General features: G+C 71.1%; 23 protein-coding genes. 14 read left to right on the top strand and 9 right to left on the bottom strand.

Features of this window, described 5'->3' with window-relative positions:
- Positions 1–9: 9 nt before the first annotated feature.
- From ACWC1K_RS05010 to ACWC1K_RS04990, 5 genes are all read right to left on the bottom strand, one after another.
- Positions 10–1140 (bottom strand): amidohydrolase family protein, encoded by a 1131-nt coding sequence (locus tag ACWC1K_RS05010; protein ID WP_450828856.1) that lies wholly within the window; start codon positions 1138–1140, stop codon positions 10–12.
- Positions 1141–1142: 2 nt separating this feature from the next.
- Complete coding sequence (locus tag ACWC1K_RS05005; protein ID WP_450828855.1) at positions 1143–2546, bottom strand: glutamine synthetase family protein; 1404 nt, start codon at positions 2544–2546, stop codon at positions 1143–1145.
- Positions 2547–2585: 39 nt separating this feature from the next.
- Positions 2586–3395 carry an SAM-dependent methyltransferase gene (locus tag ACWC1K_RS05000; protein ID WP_450828854.1) on the bottom strand — a complete coding sequence of 270 codons (810 nt, stop codon included), beginning with the start codon at positions 3393–3395 and terminating at the stop codon, positions 2586–2588.
- Between the two features lie 113 nt (positions 3396–3508).
- Positions 3509–4339 carry a hypothetical protein gene (locus ACWC1K_RS04995; RefSeq protein WP_450828853.1) on the bottom strand — a complete coding sequence of 277 codons (831 nt, stop codon included), beginning with the start codon at positions 4337–4339 and terminating at the stop codon, positions 3509–3511.
- A gap of 97 nt (positions 4340–4436) precedes the next feature.
- A complete protein-coding gene (locus ACWC1K_RS04990) occupies positions 4437–4679 on the bottom strand; it encodes a hypothetical protein (protein WP_450828852.1) in 243 nt (80 codons plus the stop codon).
- A 150-nt stretch (positions 4680–4829) separates the two neighbouring features.
- Here ACWC1K_RS04990 and ACWC1K_RS04985 point away from each other — a divergent pair, with 150 nt between their 5' ends.
- The 10 genes from ACWC1K_RS04985 (at position 4830) to ACWC1K_RS04940 (ending at position 15407) form a co-directional block, all read left to right on the top strand.
- Positions 4830–5297: a potassium channel family protein gene (locus tag ACWC1K_RS04985; RefSeq protein WP_450828851.1), complete on the top strand. Its 468-nt coding sequence runs from the start codon at positions 4830–4832 to the stop codon at positions 5295–5297.
- Positions 5298–5436: 139 nt separating this feature from the next.
- Positions 5437–6843 carry a cytochrome P450 gene (locus ACWC1K_RS04980; RefSeq protein ID WP_450828850.1) on the top strand — a complete coding sequence of 469 codons (1407 nt, stop codon included), beginning with the start codon at positions 5437–5439 and terminating at the stop codon, positions 6841–6843.
- Between the two features lie 79 nt (positions 6844–6922).
- Positions 6923–7813 carry a Cof-type HAD-IIB family hydrolase gene (locus tag ACWC1K_RS04975; protein WP_450828849.1) on the top strand — a complete coding sequence of 297 codons (891 nt, stop codon included), beginning with the start codon at positions 6923–6925 and terminating at the stop codon, positions 7811–7813.
- Positions 7814–8449: 636 nt separating this feature from the next.
- Positions 8450–9106, top strand: a complete 657-nt coding sequence (locus ACWC1K_RS04970; RefSeq protein ID WP_450828848.1) for a helix-turn-helix domain-containing protein — start codon at positions 8450–8452, stop codon at positions 9104–9106.
- A 52-nt stretch (positions 9107–9158) separates the two neighbouring features.
- The gene (locus tag ACWC1K_RS04965) at positions 9159–10493 is read left to right on the top strand and encodes a M24 family metallopeptidase (RefSeq protein ID WP_450828847.1); all 1335 of its coding nucleotides are present in this window, start codon (positions 9159–9161) and stop codon (positions 10491–10493) included.
- Positions 10493–11473, top strand: a complete 981-nt coding sequence (locus ACWC1K_RS04960; RefSeq protein WP_450828846.1) for a thiamine pyrophosphate-dependent dehydrogenase E1 component subunit alpha — start codon at positions 10493–10495, stop codon at positions 11471–11473. The genes ACWC1K_RS04965 and ACWC1K_RS04960 overlap by 1 nt, the downstream gene beginning before the upstream one ends.
- A complete protein-coding gene (locus tag ACWC1K_RS04955) occupies positions 11461–12459 on the top strand; it encodes an alpha-ketoacid dehydrogenase subunit beta (RefSeq protein WP_450828845.1) in 999 nt (332 codons plus the stop codon). The genes ACWC1K_RS04960 and ACWC1K_RS04955 overlap by 13 nt, the downstream gene beginning before the upstream one ends.
- A 22-nt stretch (positions 12460–12481) precedes the next feature.
- Complete coding sequence (locus ACWC1K_RS04950) at positions 12482–13849, top strand: amidohydrolase family protein (RefSeq protein ID WP_450828844.1); 1368 nt, start codon at positions 12482–12484, stop codon at positions 13847–13849.
- Positions 13846–14721: a cupin domain-containing protein gene (locus ACWC1K_RS04945; RefSeq protein ID WP_450828843.1), complete on the top strand. Its 876-nt coding sequence runs from the start codon at positions 13846–13848 to the stop codon at positions 14719–14721. Before ACWC1K_RS04950 ends, ACWC1K_RS04945 begins: the two co-directional genes overlap by 4 nt.
- Positions 14718–15407: an SDR family NAD(P)-dependent oxidoreductase gene (locus ACWC1K_RS04940; protein WP_450828842.1), complete on the top strand. Its 690-nt coding sequence runs from the start codon at positions 14718–14720 to the stop codon at positions 15405–15407. Before ACWC1K_RS04945 ends, ACWC1K_RS04940 begins: the two co-directional genes overlap by 4 nt.
- 181 nt (positions 15408–15588) lie before the next feature.
- Here the strand turns inward: ACWC1K_RS04940 and ACWC1K_RS04935 are convergent, their stop codons facing one another.
- Together ACWC1K_RS04935 and ACWC1K_RS04930 are read right to left on the bottom strand one after the other, a co-directional pair.
- On the bottom strand, positions 15589–15942 hold the full coding sequence (locus ACWC1K_RS04935; protein ID WP_450828841.1) for a hypothetical protein: 354 nt from the start codon (positions 15940–15942) through the stop codon (positions 15589–15591).
- Between the two features lie 32 nt (positions 15943–15974).
- A complete protein-coding gene (locus tag ACWC1K_RS04930; RefSeq protein ID WP_450828840.1) occupies positions 15975–16616 on the bottom strand; it encodes a maleylpyruvate isomerase family mycothiol-dependent enzyme in 642 nt (213 codons plus the stop codon).
- A 70-nt stretch (positions 16617–16686) separates the two neighbouring features.
- Between ACWC1K_RS04930 and ACWC1K_RS04925 the strand changes: the two genes are divergently transcribed.
- A complete protein-coding gene (locus ACWC1K_RS04925; protein WP_450828839.1) occupies positions 16687–17130 on the top strand; it encodes a MarR family winged helix-turn-helix transcriptional regulator in 444 nt (147 codons plus the stop codon).
- A 171-nt stretch (positions 17131–17301) separates the two neighbouring features.
- Here ACWC1K_RS04925 and ACWC1K_RS04920 read toward each other — a convergent pair whose 3' ends face one another.
- Complete coding sequence (locus ACWC1K_RS04920; RefSeq protein ID WP_450828838.1) at positions 17302–18051, bottom strand: hypothetical protein; 750 nt, start codon at positions 18049–18051, stop codon at positions 17302–17304.
- A gap of 110 nt (positions 18052–18161) precedes the next feature.
- On the opposite strand from ACWC1K_RS04920, the gene ACWC1K_RS04915 reads away from it, so the two are divergent.
- From ACWC1K_RS04915 to ACWC1K_RS04905, 3 genes are all read left to right on the top strand, one after another.
- Positions 18162–18338, top strand: coding sequence for a hypothetical protein (locus tag ACWC1K_RS04915; protein ID WP_450828837.1), 177 nt, complete (start codon positions 18162–18164; stop codon positions 18336–18338).
- Positions 18329–18799, top strand: coding sequence for a hypothetical protein (locus ACWC1K_RS04910; protein WP_450828836.1), 471 nt, complete (start codon positions 18329–18331; stop codon positions 18797–18799). Before ACWC1K_RS04915 ends, ACWC1K_RS04910 begins: the two co-directional genes overlap by 10 nt.
- 105 nt (positions 18800–18904) lie before the next feature.
- The gene (locus ACWC1K_RS04905; protein ID WP_450828835.1) at positions 18905–19474 is read left to right on the top strand and encodes a hypothetical protein; all 570 of its coding nucleotides are present in this window, start codon (positions 18905–18907) and stop codon (positions 19472–19474) included.
- A 21-nt stretch (positions 19475–19495) separates the two neighbouring features.
- Here the strand turns inward: ACWC1K_RS04905 and ACWC1K_RS04900 are convergent, their stop codons facing one another.
- Positions 19496–20308, bottom strand: a complete 813-nt coding sequence (locus ACWC1K_RS04900; protein WP_450828834.1) for an SAM-dependent methyltransferase — start codon at positions 20306–20308, stop codon at positions 19496–19498.
- Positions 20309–20356 lie beyond the last annotated feature (48 nt).

Here is a 20356-nt window from a genome sequence, read left to right as displayed (position 1 = left end):
ATCATACTTTCAGGAGGGGCCGGAAAGGCCGTAGACCCGGCTGGCATTGTGTGCTCCCGCCCACTCCGCGAACCGCAGCGCGTCGGCTAGACCCAGTTCGTCGGAATCCACCCGGTCCTGCAGCAGAGCGGCCAGACCGCGGCGGAAGGTGAGCGCGCCCAGACAGTAGAACTCGGCCACACCGTACGCGTCGGAGCTGTACAGCAGCTTGCCGAACGGTGTGATCTCCAACGCCTCCTCCAGGACCGCCCGGGCGCGCGCCGGGCCGACGTAGTGGAGGGTGAGGCCCACGTCCAGGTACACGTGCTCGAACACGGCGGCCAGATAGGCGGCCTGGCGCTGGTACGGCCAGCAGTGCAGGAGCAGTACCGGGATGGTGCCGGTGGTCAGATGAAGCCAGTCGGTGAGGTGGGTGGGGTCGACGCGGTGCAGGCGGATGTCGTTGTCGCCGAAGCCGGTGTGGAGCTGAAGGGGGAGTCCGAGGTCGACCGCGGTCCACAGCAGGTGCCGTACGAGAACGGGATCGTCCAGCCGGCCCCCGCGCGCCGACCAGCGCCGGGCCGCTTCGGTGACCTCCGCGGCGGAGGGGCGGGCCGGGTCCAGGTCGAACCCGGTGCGGTACGCGGCCACGGACTTCACGGCCACCACGCCCGGCCGCCGCACGGCCTCCAGCGCGGCTGCCTGGAAGGCGTCGCCGTAGTCGTCCGGCTCGACGCCCCGCGCCGCCACCGCCTCGGCGACGCCCTCCAGCCGTACGACCTCGTACGGCGTTCCGCCCGCGGACTCGGCCAGCTCGGCGGGCGTGGTGAGGCGCTCCGGGGCGTACCCGGTGTCCACGCAGAAGGTGCTGGTCCGAGCGGCGGTGAGGAAACGGCGGTGTACCTCCTGCCGGCCCAACTCGGCGCGCCGGGACAGGTATTCATCGGGTGGTGCGTGGCGCGGCAGGTCCAGCAGCGGGGCGCAGTGGCGGCGGAGCGCGATCCCGACCGGGCTGTCGAAGGGGGAGATGCTCGGCCAGGCCGCGCCCTCGGTGATCAGGTCCTCGAAGCCCTCCCGGGTCAGGTCCGCGGTGACGACTCCGTGGCAGTGGTGGTCCACCAGCTCCAGTGCGTCGAGCGCCTCTTGGACCGGGCCGGTCATGGTCAGTACTTCCAGCGGTACGCCGCCGCCAGTCGCTCGTCGTCCAGCCCGTGCGCCGCCGCGATCTCCCCTTGCCGTACGGCGATCACGGCGTCCGCGAGGACCGGGCCGAGAGCGGCCCGCAGCACTTCGTCCTTGCGGAACTCCTCGACGGCCTCGGTGAGTGAGGTCGGCAGGCGGCGTACGCCCCGGGCCGCCGCGTCCGCGGGGTCGAGGCGGGCCGGATCGCCGGTGATCTCCTCGGGCAGGGACGTGGACGAGGTCAGGCCGTCCAGCCCGGCCGCGATGAGGCAGGCGAGGGCGAGATACGGGTTGGCGGCCAGGTCGACCGGTTTGACCTCCAGGTTCGCGGCCCGGTCGCGCAGACCCGCCGTGCCGGTGACGACCCGTACCGCGGCCTCGCGGGTCTCGCGGCCCCAGGCGGTGAACACCCCGGCCCACTGGGAGGGTTTGAGGCGCAGATAGCTCGCCGGGCTGGGCGCGGTCACCGCCGTCAGGGCCGGGAGGCGGGCGAGCAGTCCGGCCGCGAAGGACTCGGCGTCGGCGGTCATGCCGTAGCGGCCCTCGCCTCCGGAGTGCAGGTTGACGCCTTCGCGCCAGGCGGAGAGGTGGATGTGGCCGCCGTTGCCGACGCCCTGCGCGAAGACCGCCGGGGCGAAGGACACCACCAGTCCGTGGCGCCGGGCCACGGCCCGGATGGTCTGCCGCACCAGCACGCTCCGGTCGGCCGCCGCCACCGGGTCGAGGGCGCCCACCGAGATCTCGAACTGCCCGGCCGCGTACTCGGGATGGATCTGCTCGACGTCCACGCCCTGCGCGGCGAACGCGGCCAGCAGGTCGGCCGTGTAGTCGCTGAGTTCGACCTGGCGGGTGGCGCTGTAGGCGGGGCCCGAGAGCGCGGGTACGAAGTCACCGCCCTCCGCCGGACCCTGTCCGACGGCCCACTCGACCTCGATGCCGGCCTTGAAGGTGAGGCCGTGCCGGTCGGCGGCCTCGGAGACGACGCGGCGCAGGACCGTGCGGCTGCAACCCGGGTGCGGCTCGCCCTCCTGTGTGATCCGGTCCACCGGCGCCCACGCCCAGCCGGGCTGAGCGGCCAGGACAACGAGTCGGTCGAGGTCGGGGTAGAGGCGCAGGTCGCCGTCCGGGGAGCCCAGGACGTCGGTGGAGACGATGGAGTCGTTCGCCAGGAACGTGTCGAACACCGGCGACATGCCCACACCCCAGGCCGCCGCCGAGGCCAGCTTGGCCGTCGGGACGGTCTTCACCCGGCCGACCCCGGCGGTGTCGACGTAGGCCAGGACGATGCCGTGCACGCCCCGCCCGGACAGTTCGCCGCCGAGCGCGGTGGCCCGTTCGACGTCACCCGGGCGGCCGCCGGGGACGGGGTCGGCAAGGGTCGTCATACGTCCTCCACGCTCGGCACGTCCGACAGGGCTGCTCCGTCAGGGTTTCACGGCCACCGCGCCGAACTGCGGTACCACGGCGGGCGATCCGGGCTCGGCACGCCACTGCGAGCACGACACCAGGCCCGGCTCCAGGAGGTCCAGCCCCTCGAAGAAGGCGGCGATGTCCTCGCCGCTGCGGGCGGTGATCGGCGGGGTGGCGTTCTCGTTCCAGAACTTCATCGCCGGGATCTGGCCCGCGCCGCCGAGGTCGTCGTCGAAGGTGGGGTGGGTGAGGACCAGGAAGCTGCCGGAGGGCATCGCGGCGACCACCTTCCGCACGATCTCGTGCGCCTTCTCCGTGTCCAGCACGAAGTTGAGGATGCCCAGCATCATCACCGCGACCGGCCGGCTGAAGTCGAGGGTGCGGGAGGCGCGTTCGAGGATGGCGTCGGGGTCGTGGACGTCGGCGTCGATGTAGTCGGTGACGCCCTCGGGGGTGCCCGTCAGCAGGGTGCGGGCGTGGGCGAGCACGATGGGGTCGTTGTCGACGTAGACGATGCGGGCGTCGGGGGCGATCCGCTGGGCGATCTGGTGGGTGTTGTCCGCGGTCGGCAGCCCGGTGCCGATGTCCAGGAACTGCCGCACCCCGCGCTCCTCGGCCAGGAACCGCACCGCACGGCCCAGGAACCAGCGGTCCGCGCGGGCGATCTCCCGGATGATCGGGAACATTCCGGCGACGTGTTCGCCGACCTGCTGGTCGACCTCGTAGTTGTCCTTGCCGCCGATCCAGTAGTTCCACACGCGCGCGTTGTGCGCCACACCGGTGTTCAGCCTCGCCGACCCGCCCGGGGTGTGGCTCTCACTCACGACTCTGCTCCTTCTCAACACCTTTGGCCGTCGCCGCCATTGTGCCGCCGGTTGATCACGCTGTCCCGGGAATCGGCCGATCAGGTGTGCGGAACGGGCCGGTTGACCGGCCGTCAGCCGGTGCGGCCGGGACCGGCGGCGGGCGTCCTGCCGCTCTGGACGTCCTTGAGCCGCTGGGCGCCCGTACGCACCGCCAGCTCCAGCGAGGGGTGCGCGCCCCCGGCCAGGCCGCCGGCGGTGACGGTGATCGCGTCGTTGCCCACGCGTACGGCGGCCACGTCGAGGGTGAGGGTGGCGGGTTCGCCGTTCGCGGTGCCCTGCACCGTCACATGCAGGCCCTGCCGGGCGTCGCCCTGCTTGGGCACCGAGGCGGTGGTCACCTGGACCGTCCGCTTGCCGCCCTTGGCGTCGGTCGCGGTGAACTGGTCGCACTTGACCGGCAGGGTCTTCAGCCAGGCCAGCGAGGCGCTCAGCCGGACGGGGTTGTAGGCGGCGACCTGGTAGAGGAGGCGGGAGTCGCCCTGCTCGAAGCCGGTCAGCGCGGACGCGCCGGTCGGCTTGCCCAGCAGGTCGTCGTCGTAGAGCGCGTCGAGAAACCGCTGACAGTCGGCGGCGTTCGCCTTCGCGGTCAGGAACTGGGCGGCGTCGACCTTCCCGATGAGCAGGGTGTCACCCCAGGCGGCGGCGCCCTTGACCTGGTTCCAGTTGCCTTCCAGGTCGGTCTCGGTGATGAGCGCGGCCTGTGCTCCGGCCTGGGTCAGGCGGGGCGGGGCCGACGTACGGGTCGGGACCGGGGCAGACGTGCGGGCCGCGAGCGGGGTGGCGGTGGCGTCGGAGGCCTGGGAACCGTCTCCGTCGCCCGAGCACGACGCGACGGCCAGCAGGGTACTCACCGCCACGGCCGAGACGAGCGCACGGACGAGAGGGGACGGGCGACGGATCATCGCGGATGCCTCCGGAGCAGCTGGGGGACCTCCCTTCAGCGCACCACCGGCCCCACCGCCCCACCAGGCACGACCGCCCGTTCGGGTGAGCGGGCCGTCAGGCCGTCCCCCGCTCCGTGTGCACGCGCACCCTGCGCCCGCCGCACTCGGGACAGACCGCCTCCACGAGTGGAGACCGCACGGCCCGGCCCGCCTCGTCGACGTACTCCTGGGTGGTCAGGCCCGAGGGATCCAGCGGGTCGGTGAAGAACATGAGCTGGAAGTCGGCCTTCCAGGTGTGACCGCAGTCCCTGCAGTCGAAGCCGTAGGTCTCCGGCACCGAAGGGGGATCCGCCGTCATGGACCCGGTCCGTTGCCCGGTGCGGAGAAGTACATGCCTCCAGCGCACAACGCCCCACCTCGCACGGCAACTCGAACGCCCCGCCCGGCATGCCCGCACCCCCGCCCCCGGCGACACTGGCCCCATGCCGACGCATACCGAGGAGTGACCATGCTGCCCGGATTCCTCGCCAGGGCGGTCGCGTTGCTGCTCGGCCGGCAGGGCCGCTCCCTGCACCTGAAAGCGGCGGGCGGGGCGACGGCCGTGCTGGGCGTGGTGATGCTCATCGGCTCGTGGGCCGTCGTCGCCGCCGAACACGACGCACCGCGCGCCAATCTGCGGACGTACCCGCAGGCGCTGTGGTGGTCGATCGAGACGGCGACCACCGTCGGGTACGGCGACTTCTACCCGGTGACCCTCGGCGGCCGCGTCATCGGCGCCGTCGTGATGGTCGTCGGGATCACCACATACGGCATGGTCACCGCGGCCCTCGCCACCTGGTTCGTCGGACGGGAGCAGAAACGCCTTCACCATCTGGCCCTGCATGCCCAGGAGTTGGGCGAGGAGACCGCCCGTGTCCTGCACGAACGCTTCGACCGACTGGAGCGGATGGTGGCCGGGAGCGGCGAGCGGAACTGAGGGGCAGGCGTCTGCCTTGCTACCTGTGAGTACCCTGCCGTGTGCCTTCTGTGACGCCTGAGGTACGGTCCCCCGGGGGTCCGCGGGTACCCGCATGCCGCGGACCGTTGCGGGCGGTGTCGAAGGGGGCGGCGAAAGCATGGAGTTCCACTTGGTCGACGAGGACAGCGCGGAGCGGGCCGGCACGCCGCTGGAGGACCTGGCTCCGGAACCCCTGCTGACCCGGGACTACGAGACCCGTCCCGCGCTCGTCTACGAGCGGCTGCGGGAGCGCCACGGCCCGGTGGCGCCGGTCGACCTGCTGGGTGTGCCCGCGTGGCTCGTGCTCGGCTACCGCGAGTCGCTCCAGGTGCTCCAGGACGATGCCGGCTGGCCCAAGGGCCTGGAGAACTGGCGGGCCCGGACGGAGGGCCGGGTGCCCGCCGACTGGCCGCTCGGCCCCTCCCTCGAGGTCAACCACGTGCTGATCCAGGGCGGTCCCGGCTACCGCACGCTGCGCGGCGCCTGGGACACGGCCCTGCGCCCCTTCCAGGACGCGCGGGGCCCGCAGGCCAAACGCCTGAAGGCGGCCGTCACCGGATACGCCGACGAGTTGATCTCCCTGCTCGCCCAGGGCGGCGGCACGGGCATGGCCGACCTGTCGGCGCAGTTCTCCCGGCCGCTGCCGCTGATGGCGGCGAGCCATCTGCTCGGCTTCCCCGGCTCGCAGGGCGACGACGCCCTGATGGACATGTGGCGGGTGCTGGACGCCGGCCCGGACGCCGAATCCGCCCTCGACCGCCTGCTGGTCACGCTCTCCGAACTCGCCGCCGCCAAGATCGAGAAGCCGGGCGACGACTTCCCCTCCCATCTGCTGGCCGCCCACCCGGACCTGTCCGTCGACGCGCTGGCCCGCGAGCTGTTCATGCTGCTCGGCATGACCTCCGACCACGTCGGCATCCTCATCTCCAACACGGTCGTCGAGGTGATCGCGGGAGAGAACGAGGGCGGCGTCCGCACGACCCTGTCCGCGGGGATGGTGCGCGAGACCATGAACCGCGTGGTCATGCGCAAGCCGCCGCTGGTCAACTTCGTGCCGAGGTTCGCGGCCGCGGACACCCGGCTCGGCAACTACACCATCCGCGCCGGCGACCCCGTGTGGGTCTCCTCCGCCGCCGCGCACGCCGACCCCCTGTTCGCCGGCCAGATGGCACCGGGTTCCAGCATCAGCAGCCGCGCCCATCTGTCGTGGGGCGCGGGCCCCCGCCAGTGCCCGGCCCGCGAGCTGGCGTCGACGATCGCGGCAGCGGGCGTCAGCCGCGTCTTCGAACGGTTCGGGCATCTGGAACTCGCTCTCCCCGTCGACCAACTGCCATGGCGTTCCTCGCCGTTCATGCGCGGGCTGCGCTCGCTGCCGGTGCGCTACGAACTGTCCGGGCCACCGCTGCCCGTCGTGCCGGCGCCCGCGGCGGACGTACCGGACACACCCGCCGCACCGGACCAGGCCGCCAAGCGGCGCTCGTCGCTGTGGCGGTACCTGACGGGTCTGATCCGGTCCGGAAGCTGAGCGTCCGCGCAGCTCGCGTAGGGTGACGGGACCGCCGTAAGCCGTCCGGCGCCCCGCCGCGCCCCACCGGAAGCAGGTCATGTCCTCCGCCGCCTCGCCCTTCCTCGCCGCGTCCGGTCTGCCCGCCGCCTCCGCCGACATACGCCTCGTCGTCACCGACATGGACGGCACGCTGCTGGACGACGCCAAGCGGATCCCGCCCGGCCTGTGGGGGACCCTGGCCGAACTGCGTCGGCGCGGAGTGCTGTTCAGCCCGGCGAGCGGGCGCCAATATGCCACGCTGGCACGGGAGTTCGCCGAGGTCGCCGAGGGCATGGTGTTCATCGCGGAGAACGGCACGTACGTGGTGCGCGACGGCGTGGAACTCAGCTCCGACCCGATGGAGCCCGGTGTGGCGGCCGGCGTCGTGCAGGCCGTACGGCGCCTGGTCGCCGAGGGTGTCGACGTGGGCGCGGTCGTCTGCGGCAAGCGCTCCGCCTACGTGGAGCGCGGCGACGAGCCGTTCCTGGCGGAGGTGCGCAAGTACTACGTCGAACACCGCGTCGTCGAGGACGCCACCGCGGTCGACGACGACGTCCTGAAGGTGGCCCTCTTCGACTTCGGGTCGGCCGCGCGGACCACTGCCCCAGCGCTGGAGTCCTTCACCGCCACCCTCCGCCACTCTCGACTTCGCCCGAGCGGGGGGATCCCCATGGTCGTCGTCTCCGGTGAGCACTGGGTCGACGTCATGAACCGCACCGCCAACAAGGGCTCCGCCCTGCGCCGCCTCCAGCACGAACTGGGCATCACGCCCGCCCAGACCATGGTCTTCGGCGACTACCTCAACGACCTGGAGATGCTCGACGCCGCCGAGTGGTCCTTCGCCATGGCCAACGCCCACCCGGAGGTCATCGCGAGGGCCCGCCACCTGGCCCCGTCCAACAACGACAACGGGGTGCTGCGCACCGTCGCGCGCGTGCTGAACCTCTAGGCGCCCCGGCTGCGCATACCCGCTCTGCTGCGCCCAGGCCGCGATCTCGACCCGGTGGGGGACTCGGCGGGCGGCGCGGTCCGGGTGGGGACGTCGGTCCTCGGGTCCTTCAACAGGAAACCCGCAGGCGCCGCCGCGCAGCGGGCGAGACGGTGATCCTGCTGTGTCCGCTGTTCATCGCGCTACGGGACGGCCCGCCGCGCTGGGTCGTGCGGAGGCCGGCCGACGCCCCGTGGGAGACTTGGCGGCCATCGCCGACCTGACGGAAGGTTTCGCCGGCCCCCTTCGGAAGGCCACCCTGCACCGCGACCCCGCAGTCCCCGACGACCTCCCGCACGAGGGGCATGCGGCCGCCTCCCGGGTCGTCCAGGAGGCACCGACCAACGTGCGGCGCCACGCGGCCGACGCCGCCGAGATCAGCGTCCACCTCCGCCACGGCGCCGGCCGCCTCTGCGTCTCGGTGACGGACGACGGCCGCGGCGGCACCCGACTCCCCGCCGCGGCCCACGGCGGCGGCTTCGGCCTGGTCGGCCTGCGCCGACCCCCGTACCTCGCTCCTTGCCTGAGGCCCTGGCGTCACGACCGACCTCCGCTGTTCAATGGTGCTGCACATGTCCGCCCGAGAGGGGAGCAGCCGTGTCCCCTGCCGCCGTGCCGCCCGTCGGCGCACGCATCCGGCAGGCACGCCTGGCCAAAGGGGTGAGCCTGCGCGCCCTCGCGCGGGAGATCGGCGTGTCCGCGAGCCTGGTCTCCCAGATCGAGACCGGCAAGAGCCAGCCGTCGGTGAGCACGCTGTACGCGATCACCACCGCGCTGTCGGTCTCCGTGGAGGCGCTCTTCGACGGCTACGAGGGCGAGGCCGCCGCCTCGCCGGTCGTGGCCGCGGCCACCGCCCCCGCCACCGTCCTGCACGCCCTCGCGGCCTTCGCCGCCGACCCCGGCCGACGCATCGGGCCGCTGGTCACACCCGGTGAGCGCGAGCTGCTGGAGCTGGACTCGGGGGTCGTGTGGGAGCGGCTCGGGCATGTTCCGGGCACCGACGTCGACTTCCTGCTGGTGACCTACCGGCCCGGCGGCTCCTCCTCCAGCTCCGGTGGCCTGATGCGGCACACGGGCACCGAGTACGGCTATGTGACCTCCGGCGAGCTCGTCCTGACCCTCGGCTTCGACGAGTACACACTCGGACCGGGCGACGCCGTCTGCTTCGAGTCGACGACCCCGCACCGCTACCGCAATGATGGAACCGAACCGGCCGTCGGGGTCTGGTTCGTGTTCAGCCAGAGTGTTCAGTAGCACTTGACACCTGCCCGGTGTGGTCGTTCACTCCGGAGTGGGGGTGGTCGCCATGGCGATCCGCACATATGGACCCAATGCCGTCGACTGGGAAGAGCGCATCGACCTGGACCGGCTGCGCAAGCAGCGCCTGGCCCGGCTCAACGAGACCCTGAACCGCTCCTCGCTGGGCGCGGTGCTCAGCTTCGACTTCGCCAACATCCGCTACATGACCGCCACGCACATCGGCACCTGGGCGATGGACAAGCTGATCCGCTTCGCCCTGCTGGTGCGCGGCGGCGAACCGGTCGTCTGGGACTTCGGCTCCGCGGCCCGCCACCACCAGCTCTACAACCCGTGGCTGGACTACAGCGACGGCAAGGGCGGCCCGCCCACCGGCGCCCGCGCCGGCATCTCCACCCTGCGCGGCGCCTTCCACCCGGGGGCGGGGATCGCAGAGGACGTCGCCGCCAAGATCGCCACCGAGCTGCGCGAGCACGGCCTCGTGGGCGAACCGCTCGGCATCGACGTCGCCGAAATGCCGATCCTCGCCGCGCTGCGCGCCGAGGGCATCGACGTCGTCGACGGCCAGCAGGTCTTCCTGGAGGCCCGCCGCACCAAGACCCGCGACGAGATCTCCCTGCTCACCCAGGCCTGCGCGATGGTCGACGCGGCGTATGAGGAGCTGTACGGCTACCTGCGCCCGGGCGTGCGCGAGAACGAGTGCGTCGGCCTGGTCAGCAAGGTCCTCTACGACCTCGGCAGCGAGTACGTCGAAGGCGTCAACGCCATCTCCGGGGAACGCTGTTCACCCCACCCGCACGTCTACAGCGACCGTCTGATCCGCCCCGGCGACCCCGCCTTCTTCGACATCCTGCACAGCCACCTCGGCTACCGCACCTGCTACTACCGCACCTTCGCGGTCGGCAGCGCCTCCCGCGCCCAACGGGACGCGTACGTCCGCTGCCGCGAGTACATGGACCAGGCCATCGCCCTGGTCCGCCCCGGCGCCACCACCGCCGACATCGTCCAGGTCTGGCCGCGCGCCGAGGAGTTCGGCTTCGCCGACGAGACCGCCGCCTTCGCCCTGCAGTACGGGCACGGCGTCGGCCTGTCGATCTGGGAGAAGCCCATCTTCAGCCGGCTGGTCTCCCTCGACCACCCCGAAGTCCTCGAAGAGGGCATGGTGTTCGCCCTGGAGACCTACTGGCCGGCCGCCGACGGCTGGTCCGCGGCCCGCATCGAGGAGGAGCTGGTCGTCACCGCCGACGGCTGCGAGGTCATCACCAAGTTCCCCGCCGAGGAACTGCTGGTCGCGGGCCGCAAGTACTGGACGGTCGGCGGTGAGCTCAACACCCGCCGCGAGGCCCAGTCCCACCTCAACACCGGTACCAACGGGGGCGTTTGATGGCCGACCGCGACGAACTCCTCACCCTGTACGAGCAGATGGCCGTCATCCGCCGTACGGAGAAGGCCGCCCACGACCTGTTCCTGTCCGGCCTGGTCAAGGGCACCACCCACCTCGCCGCCGGGCACGAGGCGATCGCCGTCGGTGCGAGCGCCGCACTGCGCCCCGACGACTACGTCTTCGCCACCTACCGCGGCCACCACCACGCGATGGCCCGCGGCGCCACCCCCGAGGAGTGCCTCGCCGAACTCATGCAGAGGGCCACGGGGTTGTGCGGGGCCAAGGGCGGCTCCATGCACCTCACCAAGGCGGACGCGTTCATGCTCGGCTCGTACGCCATCGTGGGCGCCCACCTGCCGATGGCCGTCGGCGCCGCATGGTCGGCCCGGCTGCGCGGCAGCGGACAGCTCGCCGTCGCCTTCTTCGGCGACGGCGCCACCAACATCGGCGCCTTCCACGAGGCGCTCAACCTGGCCGCCGTATGGAAGCTGCCCGTGCTGTTCGTCTGCGAGAACAACCTGTACATGGAGTACACGCCGATCGCCGACGTCACGGCCGTCGCCCGCCCGGCGGCCGACCGGGCACCCGCGTACGGCATCCCCGGTGAGGTCGTCGACGGCAACGACGTCCTCGCCGTGAAGGAGGCGGTCGCCCGCCTCGCCGGGCGGGCCCGGGCAGGAGACGGGCCCGCTCTGCTGGAGGCCGAGACCTACCGCCACTTCGGGCACAGCCGCGCCGACCCGGCCACCTACCGCCCGGCCGAGGAGGTCGAACGCTGGCTCAAGCACGACCCGTTGGACGTCGCCCGCGGACGCCTCGTCGAGCTGGGGGCGGACGAGGCGACGGTCACCGCGGCCGACGAGCGCGCCCGTGACCTCGTACAGCAGGCGGTCGAGGCGGCGAAGAACGCGCCGCCGCCCGATCCGGGCGAGGCCCTGACCGACGTATGGGCGGACGGAGGTGCGGCATGGCGGACGTGAGCACGGACCGTGATGTCATCACCTACCGCGAGGCGGTCGCCGAGGGCATCGCGCGGGAGATGCGCCGCGACCCGGCCGTGGTCTGCCTCGGCGAGGACATCGGCGAGGCCGGTGGGGTGTTCAAGACGACCGTCGGGCTGCTGAAGGAGTTCGGGCCCGAGCGGGTGTGGGACACGCCGATCTCCGAACAGGCCATCGTGGGCGCGGCGATGGGCGCCGCGATGACCGGGATGCGGCCGGTCGCCGAGATCATGTTCTCCGACTTCCTGGCCTGCTGCTGGGACTACCTCGCCAACGAGATACCCAAAGTGCGGTACATGACGGGCGGTCAGGTCACCGTGCCGCTCGTGGTGCGCACCGCCAACGGCGGCGGCCTCGGCTTCGGAGCCCAGCACTCGCAGGCCACGGAGAACTGGGCGCTGACCGTCCCGGGGCTGAAGATCGCGGCCCCCGCCACGCCCGCCGACGTCATCGGCATGATGGCGGCGGCCATTCGGAGCGACGACCCCGTGGTCTTCTTCGAGCACAAGGGGCTGCTGGCGAGCAAGGGTGCGCCTGCGCCGCCGGATCATGTGGTCGAGCTGGGCCGCGCCGCCGTGGTGCGCGAGGGCGCCGACCTGACACTGGTGGCGCTCGCCGCCATGGTCCCGGTGGCGCTCCAGGCCGCCTCGCAGCTGTCGGACGAGGGCATCGACACCGAGGTCGTCGACCTGCGCTGTCTCGTCCCGCTCGACGTCGCCACCGTCCTCGCCTCCCTCGCGAAGACCTCGCGGCTGGTGACCGTGGAGGAGAACCCCTACCAGGGCGGCTGGGGCGCCACCCTCGTGTCGATCGTCGCCGACGAGGGCTTCGGGCTGCTGGACGCGCCGGTGCGCCGGGTGGCGGGGGAGTGCGTACCGCTGCCGTTCGCCGACGCGCTGGAGGAGCAGGTCATTCCCACCGTGGACAAGGTCCTGGCGGCCGTGCGGAATCTCGCCGCGTACTGAACACCCCTGAGGAGGAAGCGCGATGACCGATCGGATACTGCTTCGCGCGGGGCACGTGCTCTCGATGGATCCCTCCGTCGGGGATCTGCCGAGGGGCGACGTCCTCATCGAGGACGGCCGGATCGCGGCCGTGCAGCCGGAGATCAGCGCCGATGCCGAGGTTCTCGACATGAGCGGCCGGATCGTGATCCCCGGCTTCGTCGACACCCACCGCCACACCTGGGAGGCCTCGATCCGTGGCGTCGCCCCCGACGCCACCCTCGACGACTACTTCGTCGACATCCTCGACACCTTCGCCCCGCTGTACACGCCCGAGGACGTGTACGCGGCCAATCTCGCCGGCGCCCTTGAGTGCCTCAACGCCGGTATCACCACGCTCGTCGACTGGTCCCACATCAACAACACGCCCGAGCACCCGGACGCCGCGATCCAGGCGCTCACGGAGACCGGCATCCGTGCCCAGTACGCGTACGGCAGCGCCAACACCTCCCTCGCGGACTACTGGTTCGAGAGCAAGATCGCGATACCGGGTGACGACGTCCGCCGTATCCGCGCCAAGTACTTCTCCTCCGACGACGGCCTGCTGACCATGGCGCTCGCGACCCGCGGCCCCGGCTTCTGCGTGAACGACGTCGTCACCTCCGAATGGGCCCTCGCCCGCGAACTGAACATCCCGATCACCGTGCATGTGGCGATGGGCCGCCTCGCCGGCCGCTTCGGCATGGTCAAACAGCTCAACGACCTCGGCCTGCTCGGCCCCGACACCACCTACATCCACTGCTGCTACCTGCACGAGGACGAGTGGCAGATGGTCGCCGACAGCGGCGGTACGGTCTCCATCGCGCCGCAGGTGGAGACCCAGATGGGGCACGGCTGGCCGCCCGTGATGGCGGCGATCGAGCACGGGCTGCGCCCCTCCCTGAGCATCGACGTCGTCACCACCGTGCCCGGCGACATGTTCACCCAGATCCGCGCGGCCTTCGGCGCCGAGCGCGCCCGGCTCAACGCCGACTGCTGGCAGGCCAACATGCCCGTGCCGGAAAGCATGTTGACGGCACGTCAAATGCTGGAGATCGCGACGAGCAACGGTGCGCATGTCGCGGGACTGGAGCACCGCACCGGTTCCCTGTCTCCCGGCAAGCGCGCCGACGTCGTCGCCCTCGACGCCACCGCGCTGAACATCGCGCCGGTGCACGACGCGGCCTCCGCGGTCACGCTGTGCGCGGACGTCTCCAACGTCGAGACGGTCATCGTCGACGGCGTGATCCGCAAGCGCGACGGCAGGCTGACGGCCGACGTCGCGCGCGCCCGGCAACTGGTCGAGGAGTCCCGCGACCGGCTGCTCGCGGCGAAGGAGGCGAAGGCGAAGGAGGCGAAGCCGAGCGCATGACCGGGCATCTGGTGCGGCGGGCCGCCGACGCGGCCGAGCCGCCGTACGACGCACAGAGTTACCGGCGCCGGACGCTGGTCGGCGAGGACGACGGCAGCGTGCACACCGGCTTCGGCCTGTGCGAACTGCGCCCGGACGGCGCGGTGCCGGCGCACGTGCACTCGTACGAGGAGAGCTTCCACATCCTCGACGGGACCGTGATCCTCGACATGCCCGACGGCACGTACCTCCTGGAGGAGGGCGACTACGGCATCCTGCCGACCGGCGTCCCGCACGCCTGGCGTGGCACCGGGGACACGTCCGCACGCTGGGCGGACATGCTGGCGCCGGTCCCGCGGGCCCGCTACGGGTACGACACGCAGGCGGTGCGGGACCTGCCTGTGCGCAGTCCCGTCCGTATCGACGTCCGCGACCCGCGCACCCGCACCTTCGGCCACTTCGAACCCACTCAGATGGACCCCGGCAAGCAGTCCCAGGATCTGCTCGCCGTCTCGGCGAGCATGCGCACCGCGCTGCTCGTCTACAGCGGCATCACCGTCAAGATGATGGTCGACAGCGACCTGGGCGCGGTCGCCTCGACGATGTTCATGGTCCAGTACGCGCCGGACGGCGTCGCGGGCACCCACGACCACCCCTTCGAGGAGACGTACTACTTCCTCGAAGGCGAGGCGGACGCGGTGTTCGACGGCGAGCACCACCGGCTCGGACCCGGCGACTGCGCCTGGGCGGGCGCCGGCTGTGTGCACGGCTTCGCCAACGCCGGTACGGGACCGCTGCGTTGGCTGGAGACCCAGGCGCCGCAGCCGCCACCGCGCCACTCGTACCGGTTCACACGGGACTGGGAGTACCTGAGGGAGGCCCTGGAGTCATGAACAGCGTCGTTGTCGTCGGCGGTACGTCGGGCATCGGCCGCGAGTTCGCCCGGGTCCGGGCCGAGCGGGGCGACGAGGTGGTCCTCACCGGCCGCGACCGAGACCGCGCCGACTCCGTGGCCAAGGAGATCGGCGCGCGAGGCCTCGCCCTCGACCTGTCCCGGCCGCACGAGATCGCCGCGGCGCTCGCGGACGTCGGACGCGTCGACCACCTGGTGCTCGCGGGCGTCTCCCGCGACGAGAACCGGGCGACGGACTACGACATCGCCGCCGCCCTGCGCCTGGTCACCCTCAAGCTGGTCGGCTACACCGAGGTCGTGCACGTGCTGCGGCCGCGCATGACCGACGACAGCGCGATCGTCGTCTTCGGCGGCCAGGCCAAGGAGCGCCCCTATCCGGGCGCGACCACGGTGGCCACGGTCAACGCGGGCGTACGGGGCCTGGTGAACACCCTCGCGGTGGAACTCGCGCCGGTCCGCGTCAACGCCGTCCACCCCGGAGTCGTGGGCGACAGCCCCTACTGGCGGTCCAAGCCGGAGGAGGTCCTGGCCGCCCTGCGCGCCAGGACCCCGACCGGCCGGCTCGCCACCGTGGCGGACGTGGTGGACTCGGTGGACTTCCTGCTGCGCAACAGGTCGGTCAATGCGGTGGAGTTGAGCGTGGACGGGGGGTGGCTGCTGGGGTGAGCGACACCGGGAGGAGTGCGACGCGACCGCGCGTCGGCGGGGATCGGTATCGGCCGGGTGGGCGCGGGGGTCTCCGCCCGTGGGTGGCTGAGAGCCTGCGCCTGAACCGCTGAGGCGGATCTTCGGGCGGGTCCAGCCGGGGCGGTGTGGGGTCAGAGCGCGCCGGGTGGTGGCCAGGGCGTCAGGCCTGCTCGGCCGCGGTCGGGCGGGCGGCGGGCGCCAGCAGCGCGACGGCGACGGCGGTGGCGACGATGAGGACCGCCACGACGATCCGGGCCCAGCCCGGCGCGTCCGCGGTGAAGAAGACCGGAAGGCCGAGCAGAGCCGAGACCACCCGCGAGCCGACGACGACCCGGAGGGCGCGGACGTTGCCCCGGCCTGCGGACCGGTAGGAGGCCAGGGTGACGGCGCCCAGCACCGCGCCGGTGATGATGATGGCGGGCGGCGGCCCGGGGTGCTGCCACAAGCCGACGATGCCGGCCAGGTCGAGCACGGCGAGAACTGCGCAGAGGGTCATGCCGATGGTGCGACGCATCAGATGCTCCGTTTCTCGTGCGAGCGGATGTCTCAGCGGTTTGTGTGCGAGGACTTGAGCCGGTCGATGCCGTCGCCCCGCAGGGCGTCCAGGCAGGCGGTGCGTCCGGTCGAGAGCAGCAGCAGGGCCAGGGCGGGCCCGGCGATCTCCGGTCCGTCACCCACTGCCCAGTCGGTGTCGGTCGCCCGCAGAGCCAGGCCGGCCAGGCGGCGCTCGGCGTGGAACGGCCAGCCCATCGCCCAGACCCGCCGCAGTGCTTGACGGCTGTGTTCGGCCGGGACGGGAAGCTGTCGAGCGAGCGGGAGGGCGATGTCCTGGCTGTGGACGATCGCGTCGAACAGCGCGTTGCGGGTGTCCAGCACCTTCGCTGTGCGGCGGGTGTCGGCGTGGCTGCGGATCGCGGCGACCAGGTCCGCGGGCGCACGGGAGCCGTGCCGGCGGGCCAGCACGGTATTGATCCGGTCGGGGCTGAACCGGGCGCGCGGGGCGACCGCGACCATGTCCCAGGTGGTGATGGTGGGGACCAGAGCGAGGTGTCCCGCGACGTCCCGCACGCGCCAGCCCCGGCACAGCGACTCCTGTTCCCATTCGGCCGGAGTGAGTTCTTCCAGCAGGTCAGCGATCCGCAGACGGGTCGTGCGGACAGCGGTCCAGTAAGCGTCCGAGTCGCCCATGACAGCCCCCAAAGGTCCGAACTTCGGACTATATTAGTACGAGGTTCGGACCTTCTGCAATGATGGCGGCATGACCGACGATGACGCTGATGAGCTCAACCTGGGACTCCTGATGTTCATCCCGTACCGCTTCATGGAGTCGGCCGTGATGGCCGCCCTGAAGTCCGCCGGGCACGACATCTCGCTCACCCAGGCACGGGTCTTCCAGCGGATCCGTCCGGAGGGCTCGCGGCCGGCCGAGCTGGCCGAGGCGTCACAGCTCAGCAAGCAGACCATCGGATCGATCGTCGACCAGCTCGAACGAGCCGGCTACGTCCGACGCGTGCCCGACCCGCGCGACGCACGAGCCCGACTGGTCACGATCACTGCCCGGGGCCACGAACTCATCGAACTGAGCCTGCCCGTCGTCCGCGAGATCCAGGGGGAATGGACGGCCCACCTGGGCCCCGTACGCACCCGGCAGCTGAGACAGGCCCTGGAAGCGCTGCGGGAGATCACTGATCCACACCGCTGACACCTGTATCCAGCCCCGAAAGGCTGTCCCGCAGAGGCTTCCCGGATGCCCGGCGGGTCGGCCGGGCCGAGGACTCGGCCATGATCGCTTGGCGATGACGGGCCTTGGCCGGGTGGGCCGGGCTCCGCCCTGGCTCACCCCCGACAGAGAGGCCTCAGGCGTCGGGATGGGTCAGGGTGTGGGCGAGGCGTCGGTGAGTGCCATCCACTCTCGGATCGTCTCCTGGTGCGACCCTTTCGCCGTACTCGCAGCCACCGCCTCGGCGTCCTCGACGGAGCACGGAGTTCCTGCTCGGGTGAGCAGGACGAGTGGCCACGCAGGGCCCGCGCCGGCGGGCTCCCCGTCGAACGCGGTCCAGTCCCATGGCCCGTCGAACCGCCATGCCCGGCCGACGGTATCGGCGACCTCGTCGCCCACCTGGAGGGATGCGTAGGGGCGCATCAACAGTTCGAAGGTGAAGGGGATCCCGTCGCCGGGGTGGATGGTGTACCCCGAGCCATTGAGGTGGGTCTCGTCCGGGAACTCGCGAGAGGACAGACCTCGGGGCAGCACCGTCACGGTCCGGGTGGGATGTGGCAGCCAGGCCGTCTCCAGCGGAGGGTCGTGGTGTTCGACGTCCGTCACGTGCACGACGGTGGGTGGCACGCCGATCCGGCAGACGTCTCCCGCCTTCAACTGTTCGGGCGGGGGGTCCGTTCGAAAGAGTTCGGCGTCCACCTCGGGCGAGGGGCTCCCGCTGCTGTTCACCCCGAGGGCGACGACCCCGTTCCACTGCGCGAACTCGTTCTCGGCGTCGATCTCCCACCACGGCCACCGCACCGACACGTGATCCCACATGAGACCCTTCTCGACCCTGGTCACCGTGAAGGCGCAAGCAACCGACAGCACGTCACCGACCCGGAAGTCTCCCTCGTCCATCATTCGGTCAGGGTAGGCGGGGGTTCCTTTGCCGGCATGCGAGGGCCTTCCAGCAGGGCTCCCGCTCAGATCTGCGGGCCCACCGGCAGGAGCGGTCCTGGCCCATCTTTTCGATGCTCTTCGAAGTGATGGACGGTGCATTTCCAGAAGTGCAGGGTGATGGCGACCTGTTCGCCTTCACGGCGCATCAGCGCCAAGGTCCAGATAGTCCAATTCCTCGGCAGAAAGACACCATCCAGCCAGAAACGGCTGCATCGGTTGCGACTACAGAGGAGGCCAAATGGCATTGAGCAGAATCAGGCGACGGGCGGCTGTCATGGTCGTGACGATGATCGCCGCACTTGTTCCGCTGGCGGCGCAGGCACCAGCACAGGCAGCACCGAACGTTGCCACCGGAACGGCCGCATGGACACCGCAGATCTACCCGCTGTTCTCAGGTGAGTGGGTACAGCGGGATGTGTCGAGTGCCGATCGGAACGCGGCGCTGGCCACGTGCGCCTGGGCAAATGGAATCGCCTGCGTGGCGGTTGGCCAAGGCGACGGCAACCACAGCATCTTCCACCTGTTCAAGTGCGACACGAGGTCGCTCTCGAACTTCATCGACTCGCTCGCTGTTCTCAACCACCAGACGGGCGGGGCCCAGGTCCATTTCTGGGGGCCCAGGTACCAGGTCTACATCCCTGCGGACTACAAGATCTACACGGTCCCGGACTACGCGACGTACGACTTCAACCGCCTGGATATCTGCTGAGGGCACGCCGACCCGGGCATGCTGATCATGGTGTCCGGGCCGGCACCTGACTAGCCGGCGTGGTGCAGACTCGGCATACTGCGTCTGCTTCTACCCGGGGGGATCATGCGCCACATCATCAGAGCATCCGCGCTCGCAGCAGCCTGCATCTTGAGCCTGACTGCCTGTTCCGACGGAGATGACAAGAGCGATCCGCAGCCGAGTCCGCGTACCGCGCTCGATTTCGGGCAGAGCGCCGACACAGCCGGAGTTGGTGGTAGGGGCACCGCGCAGATCACCCCGGATGCCGTCGTCTACGTCGACAAGGCCGGCGCTGAGAGCCCGGAGCATGGTCTCTTCGCTGTCGTCAGGTTCGAAGCCAAGAATCAGTCCGAGACCCCGGTGACGACCACAGCCGGCAAGGACGGCTTCCGGTGGAAGGCACCCGGCGGGAAGACCGTCAAGGCAGGCAACAGCAAAGCGGCGGGAAAGGTCGCTCCCGTGGGATTCAGTGAGGGTGCTCCAGATGTCTCCCCCAAGACCTACCAGGCCGACTCTGTCGTCTTCGATATCACCGCCGCCGAGAAGGGTGGCAGCCTCGTCTACGTTGACGGCAACGGCGTCGCATTCCGCTGGAAGATCCCTTCCACGGATTCAGGGTCCGTTGCTTCAGCGCTGAAGTCCGCTTTGAAGTGACCGCGCTGGTGGGCAGCCCCGTCAGCGCTTGACGCCGACGCCCCCGTACAGCGACACGGGCCCCTCGCCGTCCGATGGCTCGTCCACGCCGAGCTCGGGGTGCCAGTCGACCACGGACACGATCCCCGGCGCGACGAGGTCGAGGTTCTTGAAGAAGCCGCCCATTTCGGCCTGTGTACGGGCCACCAGGGTCACTCCGCCCGCCGCGTAGGCCTCGATGCCCCGCCGTACGTTCTCCGGCTCGAAGTCCGCGGTCATGGCGGACAGGACCAGGCAGCTGCCCGGGGCGAGGGCCTCGACGAGGGTGCCCACCAGGTCGTAGGCGCCGTCCTCGTCGGCGATGAAGTGCAGCAGGGCGATCAGGGAGAGGGCGACCGGGCGGTCGAAGTCGAGGATGCGGCCCGCCTGTTCGAGGATGGCGGCGGGGTCGCGGGCGTCGGCCTGCAGGTATTCGGTGACGCCTTCCGGGGTGCCGCGCAGCAGGGCGCCGGCGTGGGCGAGGACGATCGGGTCGTTGTCGACGTAGACGACGCGCGCGTCCGGTGCGACGCGCTGGGCGATCTGGTGGAGGTTGGGCTCGGTGGGGATGCCCGTGCCGATGTCGAGGAACTGGCGGATTCCCGACTGCTCGACCAGCCTGCGCGTGGCGCGCTGCATGAACCGGCGGTTGGCGCGGGCGGCGCGCGGCGCGTCCCCCTGGATCGACGCGATCTGCCGGCCCAGCTGCTCGTCGACGGGGTAGTTGTCCTTGCCGCCGAGGAACCAGTCGTAGACGCGGGCCGGGTGCGGCCTGGTCGTGTCGATCCGCGGTGCGGCCGGCTCGGTCCCCGTCACGTGACGCTCCTCTGCTCGACAGGCCCGGAAGGCCGTGCGTGCGAGCAG

The organism is Streptomyces sp. NPDC001492, assembly GCF_053597275.1.
This window is presented reverse-complemented; position numbering and strand designations above follow the sequence as displayed.